Source organism: Streptococcus mitis (genome assembly GCF_946190275.1).
Taxonomy (GTDB): Bacteria; Bacillota; Bacilli; order Lactobacillales; family Streptococcaceae; genus Streptococcus; species Streptococcus mitis_DC.
In genome coordinates this window covers 18,875-37,874 of sequence record NZ_CAMHZQ010000009.1, presented here as the reverse complement: position 1 = coordinate 37,874, position 19,000 = coordinate 18,875, and the positions used below count along the sequence as shown (strand labels likewise).

Sequence of the window (19,000 nt, the reverse complement as noted above, 5' to 3'; positions counted from 1 at the left end):
ACAAAACGATGAACCGGTTAATTAACTAGTTAATAGTTTACTCTTTTTAGTATTACTTGTCAAGAATTTTTCGTATATACATAATAAAAATGAAAGCCTCTTTATCGAGACTTTCATTTTTCATTAGTTTATTTTTCTTTGCTTACAGATGTAGGATTACTACCTTTTAACAAAGCAAGCAATTTTTCTGCTTCTGTCATGATACCATTATTATCCAAGGTTTGGAGACTCAGATTATTTCGTAAACCAGCTAGGGTTTCTGTTGCATTGGCTTTCAAACTAGCATCTGTTACTTTAGCAAGTAAAGCTTCTGCTTCTTTGAGTTTGGCTTCCACTTTTTCAGTCTCTACTTGAGGGACTTCTGGCTCAGCAGGTGTTTCCTCTACTGGCTCTTCATCTGCTTTGAAGTTCTTATTTGGATCTTCACTGTGGTCTTTCTTACCTAAGACATGCTCGCTGGCATTACCCCATCCATCATTAGAATGTGGACGTTCATCAGGATGTTCAACATAGTACTTAATCGTCGCAAATAAATCTTCCAAGGTATAACCGTTTGGAGCTTTGTATGAGTGATCATCAAACCAAGCAAATTTAATGTTATGGTAATGATCCTTATGTGGAATGATTAAATTACCATTTTTTATCTCAACTGTATGCTCTACCATGTATGGAAGTCGAACGAGTGGAATTCGTTTCTCACCTTTCACACGATTGTAAATGGCCGCTGCACTATCTCCAGTTGGATTTGCTTGAGCGTCTGCATCTGGAGATGGAGGTAGGATACCTTTTTCTTTAGTATAAGATTGAGCAGCTGCTTTTTCCTTATCAGAAAGGCTATCTTTTCCAATCCAGTGACTATGACCCATATGAGGCGTTACATAGGCATCTCCTTCATCACTGATAATATCATGTTCGTCAAAAATGTAGCCATCTGAGGTTGTATACTTATCAGCTAATTGTGCAATACGGACTTCGTTTTCGGTATATTCAATTTGAGAATTTGGTTTACCAAGACGTTCTGGATGAGTAATTGGTGCTAAGAATGACAATAAATCATCTACTAATTTTCCTTTATTAGAAGATTCATCATTCAAGCGTTCTGCTAATTTGTCTAAGGCTTGGAAATCAGAAGTACGACCCTTATTTTCAGACAAGGCTTTATGAGCCTCGGCCAATAAATTATATGCTTTATCATAAAATTCTTGGTCACGAGGAGCGACATTTTCTTTCTTCGCAACTAGGGCATGCGTCTCTTGAGTTTTCTTAGACAAGAGATTTTCAATAGCGTCAATCTTATCCTTGGCTAAGTCTTTAGCTAGAACATAACGACTAGCGCCCTTATCTTCTATAATATATCCATCACCAACTTTTCTAACAACCTGATTGACATCAAATTCTGTCGGTTTATTTTCCACTGGTGCTAGAGGTTTGGTAGTAGGGGCTGGCTTCAGTGGAGTAACACTTGGCAAGACACTGCCATTTTGTCCCTTGACGGCTATCATACGAGCCAATTTTTCTTCCAGCGGTGACATTTGTGAATAAGGGATAAAGTGATAATGGTCTCCGTGAGGCACTGCGACACCATTTGCAGTACGTTTGATGATTTGGGCCGGATCAAAGACGAGTCCATCAGATTCTACATGGCGTTCTGATAAAGGTTTGGCATACAATTCACTTAAAAGTGTTGGGATATCTTCCCCTTGATTTTGATGATAAGTTGGGGTGACAGTCAGGTTTGGAGTCTCTGTCAAACTTGGTTGGGCTGGAGCCGGATTTGGATTGTTACTACTTGGTTTACTTGAGCTTGTAGCAGAATGTGAGCCCTGCTTCCCATTCCAATAGGCTTGGGCGGCAGCTAATTCCCCTGCAGACAAAGCGCCTTTTGGTATATAGTGAAAATGGTTGCCGTGCGGTACAATAAAAGCGTCTCCTGTATCTTCAATTACATCTGTCGGACTAAAGACATAACCATCATCCGTTGTATAGGCGCCTCCAGTTGCTCGATTCGGTGCCGGCGTATTGAGATTAAAGTTTGGTTTAATCGTTGAACTTGGTGTTGAACTTGGTTTATCTGTACTGCTTGGTTTCGGATTATCGGTATGACTTTGAACTGGCTGACCTCCAATTGGAAGATTTCGAGCCAATTTTTCTTCCAAAGCAGACATTTGCGAATAAGGAATGAAATGGAAATGATCCCCGTGAGGAACTGCCACACCATTGGTAGTACGTTTTGTAATCTGTGCTGGGTCAAACACCAAGCCATCAGACTCCACATGACGTTGGCTAAGTGGTAAGGCGTACAATTCTTGAAGGAGACTAGCTAAATCCTCACTTTGACTTTCAGAATCTGTTGTAGGATTTTGAGGTGTCTCAGATTGACTCATTCTCACACTAGATCTTGTTTCAGCTCTGCTTGAACGATATTCAACCGTACTTAATTGCCCACCTTTTCCAGATAAGAAGGCTTGGGCGGCAGCTAATTCACTAGCAGACAAATCACTCTTCGGAATATAGTGGAAGTGATTGCCATGAGGAACAATATAGGCATCACCCGTGTCCTCAATGATATCAGAGGCATTGAAGATATAACCATCATCCGTTGTATAACGGCCTTGAGCTCTGGCAGCAACTACCGCCTGATCGTTAGAACCGCCTCCATGATTATGACTGTGTTCCTGCTTCTGACGTTTAATCTCTTCTTTTGTCCGAATATTGTCCGCATGAGCCGCATCTTTAAGGTAAACATAGTATTTCCCATCTACCTTAATCACATAGCCACCCTTGATTTCATTAACAATATCTGCATCCTTCAACTGATAATTCGGATCTTTCATCAGCAGTTCTTCACTGATGATGGCATCATAAGGAACCTTGCCATTATAGTAATGATAATGGTCTCCATGAGAGGTCACATAACCTTGATCCGTAATCTTGATGACGATTTGTTCAGCGTTGATTCCCTCTCTCTTACTGACTTCATCTGGTGTCAAGTTCTCTGCCTTTTGACCAGCCTGATCACCATCTATATAAGCTACTCGATTAGAATCTTTCTTAACTTGACCAGCTTGATAACGACCAAGCTCATAGGAGCAAACACTTAGGGCAAGGACTGCCACCGAACCCGCCACATATTTTTTATTGATTTTCATTCTTTCCTCATTTCAATTCTTCTGCAAGAACACTCATATTTTCTTCCAGATTTTCTAAATAAGTCTTGTCATTTTGTGGGTCTGCCTCTAAAGGATTCAGAGTTTTAAGCCCCACACCTGTTGATTTGACAAGAGTTTCAGCTACTTTTGAAGAAGCATTACTTTCTGTAAAAATCGTTTTAACCTTATAGGTTTTAACAAATTCCTGAATTTCTGTTAGTTGTCTTGGACTTGGTTCTTGTTCAGGAGAGATACCTGCAATACCAAGTTGATTAAGTCCAAATCTCTTCGCTAGATAAGAAAAGGCTGTATGTTGTGTTACAAATGTTTTCTGAGTAGCTTTTTCAAATTTAGGCTGGAATTTCTTAGTCAATTCTTGAGCTTTTTTGATAAAGGCTTGCGCATTTTTCTGGTAAGTTTCTTTATGCTCACTATCCACCTCTGAAAGTTTATCAGCGATAATCTGAGCTTCTTCGCCAGCTTTTTCAGGATCTAGCCAAGTGTGAGGGTCATAGAGCGTTTTTTCATCAACTCCATCCCCTGCTTCTACATCTTCTAGCCCTGGGACGCGGTCTAAAGTCATTCCCTCTGAAGCCTCTAAAACCTTCACTTTAGATTTTTTTAGATTGGGATCTAAACTTCCTGCCCAAGATTCTAGCGTATGAGAATGGTAAACAAAGACATCTGCATCATAGATAGCCGCGATGTCATTTGCTGAAGGTTCAAAGGAGTGAATCCCACTACTTGACTGAATCATTCGAACATCATTCAAGTCACCAGATACTTCCTTAACCATAGCGTAGATAGGATAGAAACTGGTCACAATTTTCATCCCTTTCCCTGTCTGGCTTTCTTTTTGACCACAAGCACCTAAACACAAAAGAAAGACACTTAACAATACTAAAAATAAACTTTGTTTTTTCATGGATAACCCCTTAACTATTTAATTAACTGGTAAACATTCTACTCCTAAAAATTTAATCTGTCAAGCTATTTTAAGAAAAAAATTGAAATTTCTTTCACATATAAAAATCTGCTGAGTTTCAATAACTCAACAGATTCTCACTTTATATAGTCAATGAAAATCAAAGAGCAAATTAGGAAGCTAGCCGCAGGCTGCTCAAAGCACGACTTTGAGGTTGCAGATAGAACTGACGAAGTCAGCTCAAAACATGTTTTTGAGGTTGTAGATGAAACTGACGAAGTCAGCTCAAAACACTGTTTTGAGGTTGTAGATAAGACTGACGAAGTCAGTCACATACATACGGCAAGGCGAAGCTGACGTGGTTTGAAGAGATTTTCGAAAAGTATTATTCTTCTATGGTAGAATGCTTATAACCATAAGTGAAGTAAATAATACTTCCTACTAACAACGCAACTAGGAAAGCAATCCAAGTTTCCACATTATACTGCAACATGAAGGACAAACAAATGATGATTGATAAAATTGGTAATAATGGTACCAGTGGTGTTTTAAATTCTCCAGCTTTGGGCATCCCCTTTTCTCTCCGTAAGCGAATCAAACCATAAGCCAACATGATCAGGTAAGACAAGGTACAAATATTTAAGAAGGCTGCGATACTAGCAAGAGGGAATATTCCTGCTGCTACTGCTGAAGCTAGACCTGTCAAGATAGTAGCATTCTTCGGCACCTTGCTTGTTTTGGTCAGTTCTTTAAAGGCAGCAGGCATCAAGCCGTCACGCGCTAAACTGTAAATCATACGCGATAGGGCATAGGTCATCGAGATACAAACCGTAATCAAGGTTAAGATAGCCACTAATGACACATAGTTGGCTGCCCAACTAATCCCAACACTACGAAGGGCAAACGCAACAGCATCGTCGACATTTAGATGGCTATAATGAACCACACCAGTCAAGACAAGCGTCACCAAGGCATAAAGAATGGTTACGATAGAAAGCGATAAGACAATCCCTCTAGGAATATTTTTTTGAGGAGTCTTGACTTCATCTACAGCCATAGAGATGGATTCAAAGCCCAAAAAACCGAAGAACATCAAGGACGCACCAGCAATAATACCAGTACTAGCACCATAGATTTGTCCAAAACCATAAGGAGCAAAATTGCTCCAATTATCAAGCTTAATATTCCAAATTCCTACTAAAACAAAGAGAGCTAAAGCGGAAAATTTCAAAATCACTAGAATAGAATTAAAGCGTAAGGCTGCCTTGGCATTTAGTAAAACAAGCGAGGTAACTAAAACTAAGACAAGAATAGGTAATAAATCAACAAATGTGCCAGCTTGAGGATTAAAGGTGCCATTTAAAGCCTGAGGAAGGGCTATCCCGTATTGAGAAAGCAAGCCTTTAAAATAAGCTGCCCAACCCGAAGCTACGCCTGATATGGCTGTCATGAACTCCATCATGGTTAACCAACCAGCCAACCAGGCAGGGAATTCTCCTAAAATAGCATAGAGATAACTGTAGGCACCACCTGTAGCGGGTACTCGCGAAGCAAATTCTGCAAAAAAGAGGGCTGATAATCCCACACACAAGGCAGAAATGACGATTGAAATCACTAGGGCTGGACCAGCTAGAGTTGCGGCTGCAGTACCTGTGATTGTAAAGACACCTGTCCCTACCATGGCTCCGATACCCAGCAAAATCAAATCCCATAACTTCAAATGCCTGTGCATCTCCGTTTTATCTAAACTAACATTTTTTGTTCTAAATATATTCATCTTTGACTCCAAAATAAAATGATGATTCTATTTTACCATAAATATAGGACATTTGTGAATATTTATAAAATAATTTTCTAAAAAAATCTGACTACTCTCTTGTAATCAGATTTTTATCTATTCTAGTTCATTTCTTTAAAGGCTGCTTCTGCATCCGCATTACTGATAACACCAAATTGTATCTTTCCAATCTTTCCTTGACTATCAATCAGGTATTCTGTAGGAATGCTTCGAATTTGATAAGCTTGGAAGGTGGTTGCTTTGGTGTCATAAAGAACTGGGATATCTTTATAACCTTGATCTTGGAACCATTGTGGGAATTGCTCGACAGTTTTTTCACCTTGAATACCTGGTGCAATGACACTAAGAATTTCAAAATCACGATCTGGTTTCGCCGCTAATTCCATCAACTCAGGCATACTTTTCTTACATGGACCACACCATGAAGCCCAAAACTTTAAGTAGACTTTTTTCCCCTTATAATCAGATAACTTAACTTCTTTACCATCCATAGATTGCAAGGTAAAGTCTGGTGCATCTTTTCCAACAGCAATTTGTTGTACAGTCGTTTGTTGCTGTTGTTTTGGGGATTGTTGTGGAGCTTGAGTCTTTTTAGTCTCTTCCTCACCACAGGCCATCAATACAACTAATGACAAAAGGCTTAAGCCAGCAAACATTACTTTTTTCATCTTTTTCTCCTTTATTCAAAAATTCCAGCTAGAACATTTACTTGTCCTAATAGTAATAAAATTCCCATTAAAATAATGAGGAAACCACCAATTTTCTTCAGTAACATCATATGGCGTTTGATTTTACTAAAATAAGGCATCACTACACCTGAAGCTAGAGCCAAAACCAAGAAAGGAATAGCCATCCCTAGAGTGTAAATCAAGGTATAAATCGCTCCTTGCCAAGCACCATTGCCTCCAGAAGCCGCAAGCGCTAAAACAGAACTCAAAACTGGACCAATACAAGGCGTCCAACCAAAGCTAAAAGTAATACCGAGTAAAAAGGCTGACCAATAACGATTGGCTTCTGATTTCTTAAAAGTAAAGCTTTTTTGAACCTCTAATTTCTTAAAATGAAAAATTTCCATCTGATGAAGACCTAAAATGATAATAATTGTTCCCATGGTATAGCGAAACCAATTGGTATAAAGAATATTACCAAAGTAACCAGCACCAAAGCCAAGAATAAAGAAAATGAGAGAAATACCTGCGATAAAGCAAAGTGTTCGAATCAAACCTGACCAGAGAACCTTTCTCCCAAACAAAGAAAAACTTTTTGCGCTTTCCTGATCATCCAGCAAAATTCCAGTATAAACAGGTAACAGAGGAAAAATGCAAGGGGAAAAGAAGGACAAGATCCCTGCTAAAAAAACGGAGATTGAAAATACTATCGTTTCCAATAAAGAACCAACTTTCTTAAGATTTCTAATCCTATTTTACTATAATCAATTTCATTTGTATGATTTCTGCTACGCAAATTGAATTAGCCAGTATTTGAAAGATTTGTTCCGGTATTAGTTCATTCAGATTCTGCCCCCAAAATGCCCCAAAGCAAACAAAAAAGCCTACTGACCAAGCTAGAAAGCTTGATACAATAGGATTTTTAAAGGCTGATTATTTAACAGCGTCTTTAAGAGCTTTACCGGCTTTGAATGCTGGAACTTTAGAAGCTGCAATTGTGATTTCTTTACCAGTTTGTGGGTTGCGACCTTTACGTGCAGCACGCTCACGAACTTCAAAGTTACCAAAACCGATCAATTGAACTTTTTCACCAGCTGCAAGGTAGTCAGCTACTGCTGCGAATACAGCTTCAACTGCTGCTGCTGAGTCTTTCTTAGTCAATTCTGTAGCTTCTGCTACTTTAGCGATCAAATCTTGTTTGTTTGCCATGTTAATGATTCCTCCAAATTAATTTCTAATTAACAAATATAATCATATCCTAAAATCCCTTTTAGGTCAAGTTAAAAACGCTATTTCTTCCCATTTTCTTTATTTTTTTAGGAGTGGTAACGTACCAAAATAGCCCAAGCATTCTCACCTGTGTGCGTTTGAATAATGGAACCCGTTTCCAAAACAGAAATTGGCTGTTCAACATAAGCTTGTAAGCTTTCTTTCATCTCTTTTGCCCAATCAGCACTACCAGAATATGAAATTCCAATCTCTGCTACAGAACGTTCAGCGAGTGATGTTATCAACTCATCCAACCATTTTTTAAAAGTTTTAGCACCACGACCTTTAACCATTGGCTGCAATTCATGGTCCTTCATCTGCATGACAACACGGATATTAAGAAGAGAACTCAACAATCCAGTTACACGGCCAATTCGTCCACCTTTAACAAGATTTTCCAAAGTTGAAACACCAATATAAAGTTCTGTGTGGTTTTTAACCTCTTCAACGTGAGATAAAATTTCCGCCATATCTTTGCCTTCTTGTGCTAATTTCGCAGCCTCAACAACTTGGAATTTCAAGGCTTGGTCAGTAAAGGAACTATCTATAACTGTCACATCGGCAGTAGATAGGCTGGCACCTTGGCGTGCTGCTTCTACAGTCCCCGAAAGAGCATGGGACATATGAATAGCAAGAATCTGGCTACCATCTTTGCATAGGTCCTCAAAAACTTCAGCGAAGACACCTACAGGCGGTTGACTTGTCTTAGGAAGATTCTTACTTGCTTGCATCAACTGAAGAAATTTACCTTCTTCTTTCAAATCAGCATCAGAATAAACAACATTATCAATCATTACAGATAATGGAACAATTGTAATATCTAATTGTTTTACGAGTTCAGGTTCAATAGTAACAGATGAATCGGTTACAATCTTAATTTTTGTCATAGTATCAATCTTTCTATTTTAGGATTCAGATTGGTTTTCTTACTTCTAATTATATCAAAAAAAGATTAAAAATCCTAATGGAGTCAATCAAATTTTCCGTAAAAATTTGATATAATCAACTTATAAGAAAAGAGGTTTCCTATGATTAAAAAAATTTACCCCATTTTTACCATTTTACTAGGTGCTGCTATTTATGCTTTTGGGCTGACTTATTTTGTAGTTCCTCATCATCTCTTTGAAGGAGGGGCGACAGGTATTACCCTCATCACCTTTTATCTTTTTAAAATCCCTGTTTCGCTCATGAACTTGCTGATTAACATTCCCCTTTTCATCCTAGCTTGGAAAATATTTGGAGCAAAATCCCTCTATTCTAGTTTGCTAGGAACCTTAGCTTTGTCAGCTTGGTTGGCTTTTTTTGAGCGTATTCCCCTTCATATTGATCTTCAAGGTGATTTACTGATTACTGCACTTATAGCTGGGATTCTATTGGGAATTGGTCTTGGAATTATCTTTAATGCTGGAGGTACAACTGGTGGTACTGATATTCTAGCTCGTATTCTCAATAAATACACTCATATATCAATGGGAAAACTGCTCTTTATCTTAGATTTTTGTATTCTCATGCTTATTCTCCTAATCTTCAAGGATTTGCGATTGGTTTCCTACACGCTCTTATTTGATTTTATCGTTTCTCGTGTCATTGATTTGATTGGAGAAGGTGGCTATGCTGGTAAAGGATTTATGATTATCACAAAACGTCCTGACCAACTTGCTAAAGCGATTAATGATGACCTAGGAAGAGGCGTTACTTTTATTTCTGGTCAAGGCTACTATAGTAAAGAAAATTTGAAAATCATTTACTGTATTGTCGGTAGAAATGAGATTGTGAAAATGAAGGAAATGATTCATCGAATCGATCCTCAAGCCTTTATAACCATTACAGAAGCCCATGAAATCCTTGGAGAAGGATTCACCTTTGAAAAAGAATAAAAAGAGGTAGTGTAGTGACCTCAAAAGTTAGACTTATTCATCTATCTTTTGGGTTACAGACAACCTCTTTTTTGTTTACTCAATTTCTTAAGACCAATTCCGGGCTAGTTCTTCATCAGCCTTTAACTGATCCACTAATTGGTCGACTGAGTCAAATTTGGTCATATCTCGAATGCGATCAAGCCAATAAACCATGACGGTTTCCCCATAAATATCTTGATTAAAATCAAAAATATTGACTTCAAAACGTGCTTCTTCTCCATCAAAGGTCACATTTTTCCCGACACTAGCCATAGCACGATACTTCTGTCTTTGAATCTCAACATCAACGACATAAACGCCATCTGCTGGCATATAAGTACGATCTAAAAGCACCAAATTCGCTGTCGGATAACCAATCGTACGACCACGAGCATTGCCATGAACCACCATACCTCTTGATGGAAGCGGTGCCCCCAAAAGTTCTCCTGCTTCTTTCACATTTCCATCTAAAATAGCTTGACGGATACGAGTTGAACTAATCTTTCCTTTCTCATCTTCTACAGGTGGAACGATAATGACTTCTCCATCAAAGTAATCCTTTAAGTCTTCTGCCGTTTTTTGGTCAGAACCAAATGTATAGTCAAAACCTGCAACAATAATTTTGGCATTCATAGCCTTGATATAAGTTGCAAAAAATTCTTCTGCCGTGAGACTAGCAAATTGACTACTAAAATCAAGGAGATATAATTCTTCTACGCCTTCACGCTTTAGTTTCCTCTCACGTTCAGCAGGGTTCAAAATATGTAAAAACAGATCAGGATGATAAGGCTCTAAAGCAATCTTTGGAGATTCATTAAAGGTCATAACGACGATAGGCAATAAGTCCTTTCTCGCAGCCTTATTGGCAACGCGAAATAATTCCTGATGCCCCTTGTGTATACCATCAAAATAGCCGAGAACAACGACTGAATCAGATGGTGTGCCAATATCTTTTTGGTTTTTTATAGGAATAGTAATAATCATAAAATAATTATATCATAGCGATAGCTATTTCTGGAACAGAAAATCTAAAATGTCGTTTTTTTAACCTGAAGTGTACTATTTTAGAAGAACTATGTTTTTAAAATCAGAAAAACGCATTATACCAGGCACTTAAAAGCTTGATACAATGCGTTTTTTATGAAAAGATTTAATGGGTTTTCTAACAAAATGAATTTCCAGCAGTATTTCCGCTTTCTATTAATAAGTTCCTTCTTCACCTTGACTAGTCAAGATAACAGGACCATCTTTCGTAATCACGAATTGGTGTTCATACTGACATGACAATCCACCGTCAATGGTCTTATGCGCCCAGCCAGTTTTCATATCTGTATCAATTTCCCAGTCTCCAGTATTGATCATTGGTTCAATGGTTAAGACCATTCCTTCACGGAGACGGAGTCCTCGACCAGCAATACCATAGTTAGGAACCATTGGTTCTTCGTGCATGGTTGGGCCAACACCATGACCAACCAAATCACGCACTACACCGTAACCTCGGCTTTCAGCGTATTCTTGAATAGCTGCACCGATATCCCCGATACGATTTCCAACAACAGCTTGCTCAATCCCCTTATACATGGCTTCTTTAGTTACATCCATCAGATTTTTCACTTCTTCGGACGGTGTACCAACAGCATAAGCCCAACATGAGTCTGCAAGACCACCAGAATAGCTCTGAGTGTATTTTTTCATTTGCTCCACATTGTTGAAATTTAATTTTGAGACATTAAGATCCGATTTAGCAATTGGGCCTCCCAAAACCATATCAACCTTGAGCAAATCACCATCTTTCAAGATATAGTGACGAGGGAAAGCGTGAGCTACTTCATCGTTAAGAGAGCAGCAGGTAGCATAAGGATAATCCATCATGGCACCATCGACACCAATCTGAAGTGGAAGGAAATTTTCTTCCTTACAACGACGACGGACATACTCTTCAACTTCCCACATATCTACGCCAGGCTTAATCAAATCACGTAAGCCGATATGAATACTTGCGAGGAAATCACCGGCTTTATCCATAGCTTCGATTTCACGAGCTGATTTTAATGTTATCATTATTTCTCCTAGTTTCTAATTAATTTTAACAGTCACATTTGCTTTTGAAACAATCTGATGACCATGATAAATATCGTAATCAATAATAGCTGATCGTCTAGTATGGTGGATAATGCGTGCTTGAATGCGCAGTATATCATCTATCTGAACAGCCTGCAAAAAGTAGATCAGCATTTGCTCGATGATGAGATTGCGACCACTATTCACAACTAAATCTTGGGTCATGTGAGTCAGTATCTCCGCCAATACACCATTAGCCAAAACACCGTTCTTCTCAAGCATAAAGGGTTCCACTGTAATCACTACTTCATCATGGTGATAAGCGAGTTTTTGACCAATCTGCTCAGAAAAAGTCGGTAGAGCCGAAACTTGGGAACGGCTCATCTTCTCCATGACATCTCGTCGCGTCACAACTCCAAGCAAGGTTTGATTATTTCGAACAACCGGTACCATTTCAAAGTCTTCAGCAATCATCCGTTGACTCACATTGGCAATATTTGTCGATAATCCAACCAAAAATAGACTACGAGACATGACCTTGTCAATTGTGGTACTTGGTGACTTATCACCAGCGTCTCTCATGGTTACAACTCCAACAACAATCTGGTGTTGATTGATAACTGGGAAACGGCTACTACGATTCTTACGTACCAAGTCCAAATAATCTTTAACGGTATCTGTCTCTCTCAGAAAACCATATTCATGACTTGGACGATAAAGCTTCTCAACTGTCAGAATATCTGTTTTGATTTGAACATTTGACAAGGCTTTATTGATCATGGTCGCGACAGTGAAAGTGTCATGCTTACTTCTCAGAACTGGAATACCTTTTTGATTGGCCAGTTTAATCACATCATCATGAACCTGAAATCCCCCTGTAACCAGAACTGCATTTTCATTTTCCAAGGCTAGCAACTGAATACGGGTTCGGTCTCCGACAATCAAAAGCCCCCCATCGTGAAGGTAAGACAAGATATTTTGTTCAGTCATGGCACCAATTGAAAACTTACTGAATTCTCTCTCTAAACCTTCTTGCCCAGCCAGAACCTCAGAAGAAGTCACTTCTGCAATTTCAGCAAAAGTTAATCTTTCAATCGCAACTTTCTGTGATTTAACACGGATAGTACCACTTCTAGGACGGGTCTCCACAATTCCACGGTTTTCAGCTTCTTTAATGGCCCGATAGGCAGTTCCATCACTGACTCCCAGATGGTTGGAAATACTACGAACACTCACCCTTTTACCTACTGGTAATTCCTCCAAATAGCTTAGAATTTCCTGATGCTTACTCATTGAATTCTCCTTTTACATATCGAAATTCAAGATAATCCCGCATTTTTCTTGTGTAGCGATCACTTCCCTTAAACTGACGGAACAAACTAAATCCAGCCTTAAGAGCAACTCTTTGGCTAGCTTCATTTTCAAGGTGGGTAATGATAGATAATTGTTTTAAGCCAAATTCCTCAAAAGAAAGCTGACAAATTTTTCTAACAACCTCTGTCATAAATCCTTGCGACCAAGCATCTTTTCTCAAAAAATAGCCAAGCTCAGCTTCTTTTTTGATTTCATCTAACTTCTCAAATTTAATAGAACCAATCATTTGTTGATTTTTCTGGTCACAAATTGCCCACACTCCCAAAGGGGACTTCATAAAGTAATTGGCCAGTGCATATTGACTTTCTTCCAGACTTGCCTGAGTTGGGAAAATAAATTGTAAATTTTCAGGATTTGAGGCTATCTCATGGAAGTCTTGACTATCACTAAAAAAGAAAGGACGCAAATACAAGCGATCCGTTTCAAAAAAAGAAAACATTGCTAATTTGGTCCAAATATTCATAAACACCTCTACGGTTTAATCCTCAACAAGTCTAATATCCGCTCCTAGATTACGTAATTTTTCGATAATATCAGAATAACCACGTAAGATAAACTCGATATTTGTAATTTCAGTTTTACCTTCAGCCATAAGCCCAGCAATGACTAGCGCAGCCCCAGCTCTCAGGTCAGTTGCTTTAACACTTGCCCCACGCAAATCACGTCCACCTGTGTACAAAATATGACCATTTGTTGTCGAAATGTCCGCATCCATCTTTGCTAGTTCAAAAACATGATTTACACGCTTTTCGTAAATCGTATCAACAATTGTACCACGACCATTCGCTCTTAGTAAAAGTGGGGTAATCGGTTGTTGCAAATCAGTTGCAAAGCCTGGGTAAGGAGCTGTCTTAATATTGATTGCTTTCAAATTAGACTGCTCTTCGACAAAAATGCTGTCTTCAGATACAGTCATTCTCACTCCCATTTCTTCCAGCTTAGCAATAAATCCTTCTAGGTGTTCGTAAAGAACATTATTTATACGAATCCCCTTGCCGACTGCAGCAGCTAAAGAAATATATGTTCCAGCTTCGATACGGTCTGGAATCACCTGATGACGGGTTCCATGTAATCTTTCAACACCATCAATAATGATGATATTAGTTCCTGCACCGCGGATATGGGCTCCCATATTATTCAAGAGGGTAGCTACATCAATAATTTCAGGTTCACGGGCTGCATTTTCAATAATAGTACGACCATTCGCTTTAACCGCAGCAATCATCGTATTAATCGTTGCCCCTACACTAACCGTGTCCATGTAAATACTTGCACCATGAAGTCCTGTATCTTTAGCAGATAACTTCATGTTATCTCCCTCGTAGCTAACAGTGGCACCCATAGCTTCAAAAGCCTTAAGGTGTAAGTCAATCGGACGAGGACCAAGATCACATCCTCCCGGTAAACCAACTGTCGCTTCACCAAAACGGCCTAAGAGGCTCCCATAAAAATAGTAAGATGCACGAAGACTGTTAATTTTACCATAAGGCATTGGAATATTTTGAACACCTCTTGGATCAATCTCCAAGACATCGTCATAACGCTTAACAGTAGCTCCCATCAATTCCATAATTTCGACAAGACTGGCTACATCCGAAATATCTGGAACACAATCCAAAGTCACCACATCATCAGCCAAGATAATAGCCGGAATTAAGGCCACAACGCTATTTTTAGCACCACTAATAGTGATTTCACCTTGTAGTGGTAATCCACCATTGATAACAATTTTTCTCATTCTAAGTTTTTAATACTCTTTCAAGATTTCTAATAAGGTCTTTAAAATAAAGTATATCATAAATTTATCCTTTTTTCCATCCTTTTCAATTTTATTGGATAAATCAGAGTTGACGAGTTAGTAACTGAATTATTAATACTCAATGAAAATCAAAGAGCGAACTAGGAAACTAGCCGCAGGTTGCTCAAAGCACTGCTTTGAGGTTGTAGATAAGACTGACGAAGTCAGCTCAAAACACTGTTTTGAGGTTGTAGATAGAACTGACGAAGTCAGTTACCTATACCTACGGCAAGGCGATGTTGATGTGGTTTTAAGAGATTTTCGAAGAGTATAATCTTTCTCGAATCGCTATGCCCCTTTTTTGCCCCCTAAATACAAAAATAGCCCTTCGGATAAAATCCGAGGGGCTAGAAACGTTGTTAAATCAACGATTATTTTTTAAGGTTGTAGAATGATTTCAATCCACGGTATTCAGCTACTTCACCAAGTTGGTCTTCGATGCGAAGCAATTGGTTGTATTTAGCGATACGGTCTGTACGTGAAAGTGAACCAGTCTTGATTTGTCCTGCGTTAGTTGCAACTGCGATGTCAGCGATTGTTGAATCTTCAGTTTCACCTGAACGGTGTGATACAACGGCAGTGTAACCAGCTTCTTTCGCCATTTCGATAGCGTCGAATGTTTCAGTAAGAGTACCGATTTGGTTAACTTTGATAAGGATTGAGTTAGCAGCACCTTCTGCAATACCTTTTTCAAGGTAAGAAGTGTTTGTTACGAAGAAGTCGTCACCAACCAATTGAACTTTACCACCAAGACGTTCAGTAAGAGCTTTCCAACCGTCCCAGTCATTTTCATCCATACCATCTTCGATAGTGATGATTGGGTATTTGTTTACCAATTCTTCAAGGTAATCGATTTGTTCTGCAGCAGTACGTACAGCTGCTCCTTCACCTTCGAATTTAGTGTAGTCGTAAACTTTACGTTCTTTATCGTAGAATTCTGATGAAGCACAGTCAAATCCGATAAATACGTCTTTACCAGGAACATACCCAGCAGCTTCGATAGCAGCAAGGATAGTTTCAACTCCGTCTTCAGTTCCTTCAAAACGAGGAGCAAATCCACCTTCGTCACCTACGGCTGTTTCCAAACCACGAGATTTAAGGATTTTCTTAAGAGCATGGAAGATTTCAGCACCCCAACGAAGAGCTTCTTTGAATGATGGCGCACCAGCAGGTACGATCATGAATTCTTGGAAAGCGATTGGAGCGTCAGAGTGAGAACCACCGTTGATGATGTTCATCATTGGAGTTGGAAGAACTTTAGTGTTGAATCCACCTAGGTAGCTGTAAAGTGGGATTTCAAGGTAGTCAGCAGCAGCACGAGCTACAGCGATAGACACACCAAGGATTGCGTTTGCACCCAATTTACCTTTGTTAGGAGTACCGTCAAGAGCGATCATAGCACGGTCGATAGCTTGTTGATCACGTACATCGTAGCCAATGATAGCTTCAGCAATGATGTTGTTTACGTTGTCAACAGCTTTTTGTGTACCAAGACCACCGTAACGAGATTTGTCACCGTCGCGAAGTTCAACTGCTTCGTGTTCACCAGTAGAAGCTCCTGATGGAACCATACCACGTCCGAAAGCACCTGATTCAGTGTAAACTTCTACTTCAAGTGTTGGGTTACCGCGTGAGTCTAGGACTTCGCGAGCGTAAACATCAGTAATAATTGACATTTTTTACTCTCCTTATGAGTTAAATTTTTTACACCTCTATAATACCTTAAAACCCCTCCTTTTTCAAGAAAAAACGTTATCTTTGTGCAAATTTTCCTTAACTTTATAAAGTAATCGCTTTCTTTTGTCTGTTTTATTCTAGCTTTTATGATATACTGTTTTCATGACAGATTTATCAAAACAATTACTTGAAAAAGCTCATGGTGGACCAAAATTAAATCCGGATGAGCAAAGACGCTATCTTGGCACTTTTGAGGAAAGAGTTCTTGGATATGCAGATATTGACACAGCAAATAGCCCTCAGTTAGAAAAAGGTTTTTTATCTATTTTAGAAAATCTTCAGGAAAAAGCAGAGCCACTATTTGTGAAGATTTCACCAACTATCGAATTTGACAAACAAGTTTTCTACTTAAAAGAAGCAAAAGAAACTGATAGTCAAGCTACCATTGTATCTGAAGAGCATACTTCTTCTCCTTTTGGCCTGATTATCCACACCAATGCACCCGTTCAAGTAGAAGAAAAGAATCTTCGACTTGCTTTTGCAAAACTTTGGGAAGTTAAAAAGGAAGAACCATCCAAAACATCCTTATGGAAAAAATGGTTTGGCTAAACATTGCGCATACTTAATAAACGCCCGATATTGGCTGCCGTGCGCTCCAGATAGAGGCTGGCATTTTTCAAACTATCTTCTAAAGGTTCGCTTTTCTCTAAAATAGAAAAAGCTGCTTGGATATTTTCAAATGGTGGGGAAGGTAAATCTTCAGCAAGACTACCACAAATAGCAATGACAGGAACTCCGACAGGGGTTCTTTTTGCAACACCTATAGGGGCTTTACCTGCTAAACTTTGACGATCTAGCCTTCCTTCTCCTACAACAACCAAGTCAGCATGTAAAACTTTCTTATCAAAGTTGATTAAGTTCAAGCATGTATCAATTCCAGACACGATATTTGCCTGAGCAAAGGCACACAAACCGCCAGCAAGGCCTCCACCAGCTCCTGCTCCTTTAATTTCCAATGTTACAGGTGAGGCTTTTTCATAAAAATCTTGTATTGCCTGATCTAGGACTGGAAACATAGCAGGATGTAAACCTTTTTGCTTGCCAAAAGTGTAGGTCGCACCTTGATATCCACATAAGGGACTCACGACATCTGCTAAAATACGAATTTGAACATCTTCAGGAATTTCATAGCGATTTTCTGTTGACATAGAAGCTAAGTTTAATAAGGACTGCCCGCAAGCGGGCAAGACATTTCCATCCCTATCATAAAATCGATAACCTAAACCAGCAGCGATCCCAATTCCTCCGTCATTACTGGCCGTGCCACCAACGCCGATATAGATATCTTTAATCCCTTGAGCAATGAGATGACGAATCAACTCTCCAATACCACAAGTTTGGATTTGAAGTGGATTTCGTTTCTCTAGCGGAATTTTTCCAAGGCCAACCAAGTCGGCAACTTCAAATAGTGCCAGTTGACTTTTTTGAAAATAGCGCATTTCTACTTTTTGTCCAAAAGGTCCTGTCACTTGGATCCATTTTTCTTCAAGGTCAAGAGAATGTCGAATGGAATCTACTGTACCTTCGCCACCATCACCAACAGGGCAGAGGAGGCATTCTACATCTGCTATCGATTGTTGGAAGCCTCTTTTTATTGCTTCAGCTACCTGTTGAGCTGTCAAGCTTTCCTTAAATGAATCTGGTGCAATTACAATCTTCATATTTTCCCTCATTCTAACCAGTCAATCAAAGGAAGAACTTCTAAAAAATCCCTCTTGTCAACATGATTCGGTATTTCTTTTTTGAGCACTTCTTTGGCACAAAAGGCGATTCCTAGCCCCGCCGACTTCAACATTAATAAATCATTGGCCCCATCACCGATTGCAATCGTTCTTTCTTTAGAAAGTTTTAGTTCCTCTGTCCATTTTTCCAGAGTTGCTTTTTTGACTTCGGGATTAATAATTTGTCCAACTAACTTTCCTGTTAGAAAACCGTCTTTGACTTCAAGTTGGTTGGCAGAGAAATAGGCAATGTCGAGGGATTTTGCTAATCTCTCAACTATTGGAGTAAATCCACCGGACACCAGACCAACTAGGATTCCATTCTTTTGGAGAATGGAAATGAATTCCTGGGCATTTGACGTTAGATGAATAGTGTTGAAGACTTTATCAAAAACCGAAACAGGAAGACCTTCCAACAAGGACGCTCTTTTTCGTAAACTGCTTTCAAAGTCCAACTCTCCTTGCATTGCCCGACTTGTAATCAGCGAAATTTCCTCCTCACGACCTACCTCTCTTCCCAAAAGATCAATCACTTCTTCTAGGATTAAGGTTCCATCTACATCCATAACACACAAGCCTTTTACTTGAGACATCAGTTCTCC

Annotated in this window: 17 protein-coding genes; 2 read left to right on the top strand and 15 right to left on the bottom strand. The window is 39.2% G+C overall.

Annotated features, from left to right (window positions below; all coding sequences use genetic code 11):
• Nucleotides 1-128: 128 nt before the first annotated feature.
• From N8M20_RS06125 to N8M20_RS06095, 7 genes are all read right to left on the bottom strand, one after another.
• Nucleotides 129-3,149 carry a pneumococcal-type histidine triad protein gene (locus N8M20_RS06125; RefSeq protein WP_261079436.1) on the bottom strand — a complete coding sequence of 1,007 codons (3,021 nt, stop codon included), beginning with the start codon at nt 3,147-3,149 and terminating at the stop codon, nt 129-131.
• 7 nt (nt 3,150-3,156) lie between these two features.
• Nucleotides 3,157-4,074 (bottom strand): zinc-binding lipoprotein AdcAII, encoded by a 918-nt coding sequence (gene adcAII / locus N8M20_RS06120; RefSeq protein WP_000744916.1) that lies wholly within the window; start codon nt 4,072-4,074, stop codon nt 3,157-3,159.
• 385 nt (nt 4,075-4,459) lie between these two features.
• Entirely contained in the window at nt 4,460-5,851 is a 1,392-nt protein-coding gene (locus N8M20_RS06115) for an APC family permease (protein ID WP_261079435.1), read from the bottom strand.
• A gap of 122 nt (nt 5,852-5,973) precedes the next feature.
• Nucleotides 5,974-6,540, bottom strand: coding sequence for a thiol-disulfide oxidoreductase-associated lipoprotein SdbB (gene sdbB / locus N8M20_RS06110; RefSeq protein ID WP_049500758.1), 567 nt, complete (start codon nt 6,538-6,540; stop codon nt 5,974-5,976).
• An 11-nt stretch (nt 6,541-6,551) separates the two neighbouring features.
• Nucleotides 6,552-7,259 carry a thiol-disulfide oxidoreductase-associated membrane protein CcdA2 gene (ccdA2, locus tag N8M20_RS06105; protein WP_261079434.1) on the bottom strand — a complete coding sequence of 236 codons (708 nt, stop codon included), beginning with the start codon at nt 7,257-7,259 and terminating at the stop codon, nt 6,552-6,554.
• A gap of 214 nt (nt 7,260-7,473) precedes the next feature.
• Nucleotides 7,474-7,749 carry an HU family DNA-binding protein gene (locus N8M20_RS06100; protein ID WP_001284637.1) on the bottom strand — a complete coding sequence of 92 codons (276 nt, stop codon included), beginning with the start codon at nt 7,747-7,749 and terminating at the stop codon, nt 7,474-7,476.
• Between the two features lie 107 nt (nt 7,750-7,856).
• On the bottom strand, nt 7,857-8,696 hold the full coding sequence (locus N8M20_RS06095; RefSeq protein WP_261079433.1) for a DegV family protein: 840 nt from the start codon (nt 8,694-8,696) through the stop codon (nt 7,857-7,859).
• A gap of 141 nt (nt 8,697-8,837) precedes the next feature.
• Here N8M20_RS06095 and N8M20_RS06090 point away from each other — a divergent pair, with 141 nt between their 5' ends.
• Entirely contained in the window at nt 8,838-9,686 is an 849-nt protein-coding gene (locus N8M20_RS06090) for a YitT family protein (protein ID WP_000592057.1), read from the top strand.
• A gap of 87 nt (nt 9,687-9,773) precedes the next feature.
• Here N8M20_RS06090 and N8M20_RS06085 read toward each other — a convergent pair whose 3' ends face one another.
• The 6 genes from N8M20_RS06085 to eno all read right to left on the bottom strand — a co-directional run bounded on the left by N8M20_RS06085 (nt 9,774) and on the right by eno (nt 16,616).
• Nucleotides 9,774-10,691 (bottom strand): bifunctional riboflavin kinase/FAD synthetase, encoded by a 918-nt coding sequence (locus tag N8M20_RS06085; RefSeq protein ID WP_261079432.1) that lies wholly within the window; start codon nt 10,689-10,691, stop codon nt 9,774-9,776.
• A gap of 216 nt (nt 10,692-10,907) precedes the next feature.
• Nucleotides 10,908-11,768 (bottom strand): methionyl aminopeptidase, encoded by an 861-nt coding sequence (locus tag N8M20_RS06080; RefSeq protein ID WP_000631543.1) that lies wholly within the window; start codon nt 11,766-11,768, stop codon nt 10,908-10,910.
• Nucleotides 11,769-11,783: 15 nt separating this feature from the next.
• The gene (gene spxR, locus N8M20_RS06075; RefSeq protein WP_261079431.1) at nt 11,784-13,061 is read right to left on the bottom strand and encodes a CBS-HotDog domain-containing transcription factor SpxR; all 1,278 of its coding nucleotides are present in this window, start codon (nt 13,059-13,061) and stop codon (nt 11,784-11,786) included.
• Nucleotides 13,054-13,605, bottom strand: a complete 552-nt coding sequence (locus N8M20_RS06070) for a GNAT family N-acetyltransferase (RefSeq protein ID WP_033677137.1) — start codon at nt 13,603-13,605, stop codon at nt 13,054-13,056. The genes spxR and N8M20_RS06070 overlap by 8 nt, the downstream gene beginning before the upstream one ends.
• A 15-nt stretch (nt 13,606-13,620) precedes the next feature.
• Nucleotides 13,621-14,880, bottom strand: coding sequence for a UDP-N-acetylglucosamine 1-carboxyvinyltransferase (locus tag N8M20_RS06065; protein ID WP_261079430.1), 1,260 nt, complete (start codon nt 14,878-14,880; stop codon nt 13,621-13,623).
• A gap of 431 nt (nt 14,881-15,311) precedes the next feature.
• Nucleotides 15,312-16,616: a surface-displayed alpha-enolase gene (gene eno / locus N8M20_RS06060; protein ID WP_000022821.1), complete on the bottom strand. Its 1,305-nt coding sequence runs from the start codon at nt 16,614-16,616 to the stop codon at nt 15,312-15,314.
• Between the two features lie 163 nt (nt 16,617-16,779).
• Here eno and N8M20_RS06055 point away from each other — a divergent pair, with 163 nt between their 5' ends.
• Nucleotides 16,780-17,226, top strand: coding sequence for a DUF1694 domain-containing protein (locus N8M20_RS06055; protein ID WP_061760006.1), 447 nt, complete (start codon nt 16,780-16,782; stop codon nt 17,224-17,226).
• Here the strand turns inward: N8M20_RS06055 and N8M20_RS06050 are convergent.
• Both N8M20_RS06050 and serB read right to left on the bottom strand, forming a co-directional pair.
• Nucleotides 17,223-18,338, bottom strand: a complete 1,116-nt coding sequence (locus N8M20_RS06050) for a glycerate kinase (protein WP_261079429.1) — start codon at nt 18,336-18,338, stop codon at nt 17,223-17,225. The genes N8M20_RS06055 and N8M20_RS06050 overlap by 4 nt on opposite strands.
• An 8-nt stretch (nt 18,339-18,346) precedes the next feature.
• Entirely contained in the window at nt 18,347-18,991 is a 645-nt protein-coding gene (gene serB / locus N8M20_RS06045) for a phosphoserine phosphatase SerB (protein WP_261079428.1), read from the bottom strand.
• Between the last annotated feature and the right edge of the window lie 9 nt (nt 18,992-19,000).

Coding starts and splice junctions, on each gene's coding strand:
- N8M20_RS06090 (WP_000592057.1), top strand. CDS start 8,838: ATGATTAAAAAAATTTACCCCATTTTTACCATTTTACTAGGTGCTGCT.
- eno (WP_000022821.1), bottom strand. CDS start 16,616: ATGTCAATTATTACTGATGTTTACGCTCGCGAAGTCCTAGACTCACGC.
- N8M20_RS06055 (WP_061760006.1), top strand. CDS start 16,780: ATGACAGATTTATCAAAACAATTACTTGAAAAAGCTCATGGTGGACCA.
- N8M20_RS06125 (WP_261079436.1), bottom strand. CDS start 3,149: ATGAAAATCAATAAAAAATATGTGGCGGGTTCGGTGGCAGTCCTTGCC.
- N8M20_RS06115 (WP_261079435.1), bottom strand. CDS start 5,851: ATGAATATATTTAGAACAAAAAATGTTAGTTTAGATAAAACGGAGATG.
- N8M20_RS06080 (WP_000631543.1), bottom strand. CDS start 11,768: ATGATAACATTAAAATCAGCTCGTGAAATCGAAGCTATGGATAAAGCC.
- N8M20_RS06065 (WP_261079430.1), bottom strand. CDS start 14,880: ATGAGAAAAATTGTTATCAATGGTGGATTACCACTACAAGGTGAAATC.
- N8M20_RS06070 (WP_033677137.1), bottom strand. CDS start 13,605: ATGAATATTTGGACCAAATTAGCAATGTTTTCTTTTTTTGAAACGGAT.
- N8M20_RS06100 (WP_001284637.1), bottom strand. CDS start 7,749: ATGGCAAACAAACAAGATTTGATCGCTAAAGTAGCAGAAGCTACAGAA.
- N8M20_RS06085 (WP_261079432.1), bottom strand. CDS start 10,691: ATGATTATTACTATTCCTATAAAAAACCAAAAAGATATTGGCACACCA.
- N8M20_RS06095 (WP_261079433.1), bottom strand. CDS start 8,696: ATGACAAAAATTAAGATTGTAACCGATTCATCTGTTACTATTGAACCT.
- N8M20_RS06050 (WP_261079429.1), bottom strand. CDS start 18,338: ATGAAGATTGTAATTGCACCAGATTCATTTAAGGAAAGCTTGACAGCT.
- spxR (WP_261079431.1), bottom strand. CDS start 13,061: ATGAGTAAGCATCAGGAAATTCTAAGCTATTTGGAGGAATTACCAGTA.
- sdbB (WP_049500758.1), bottom strand. CDS start 6,540: ATGAAAAAAGTAATGTTTGCTGGCTTAAGCCTTTTGTCATTAGTTGTA.
- adcAII (WP_000744916.1), bottom strand. CDS start 4,074: ATGAAAAAACAAAGTTTATTTTTAGTATTGTTAAGTGTCTTTCTTTTG.
- serB (WP_261079428.1), bottom strand. CDS start 18,991: ATGTCTCAAGTAAAAGGCTTGTGTGTTATGGATGTAGATGGAACCTTA.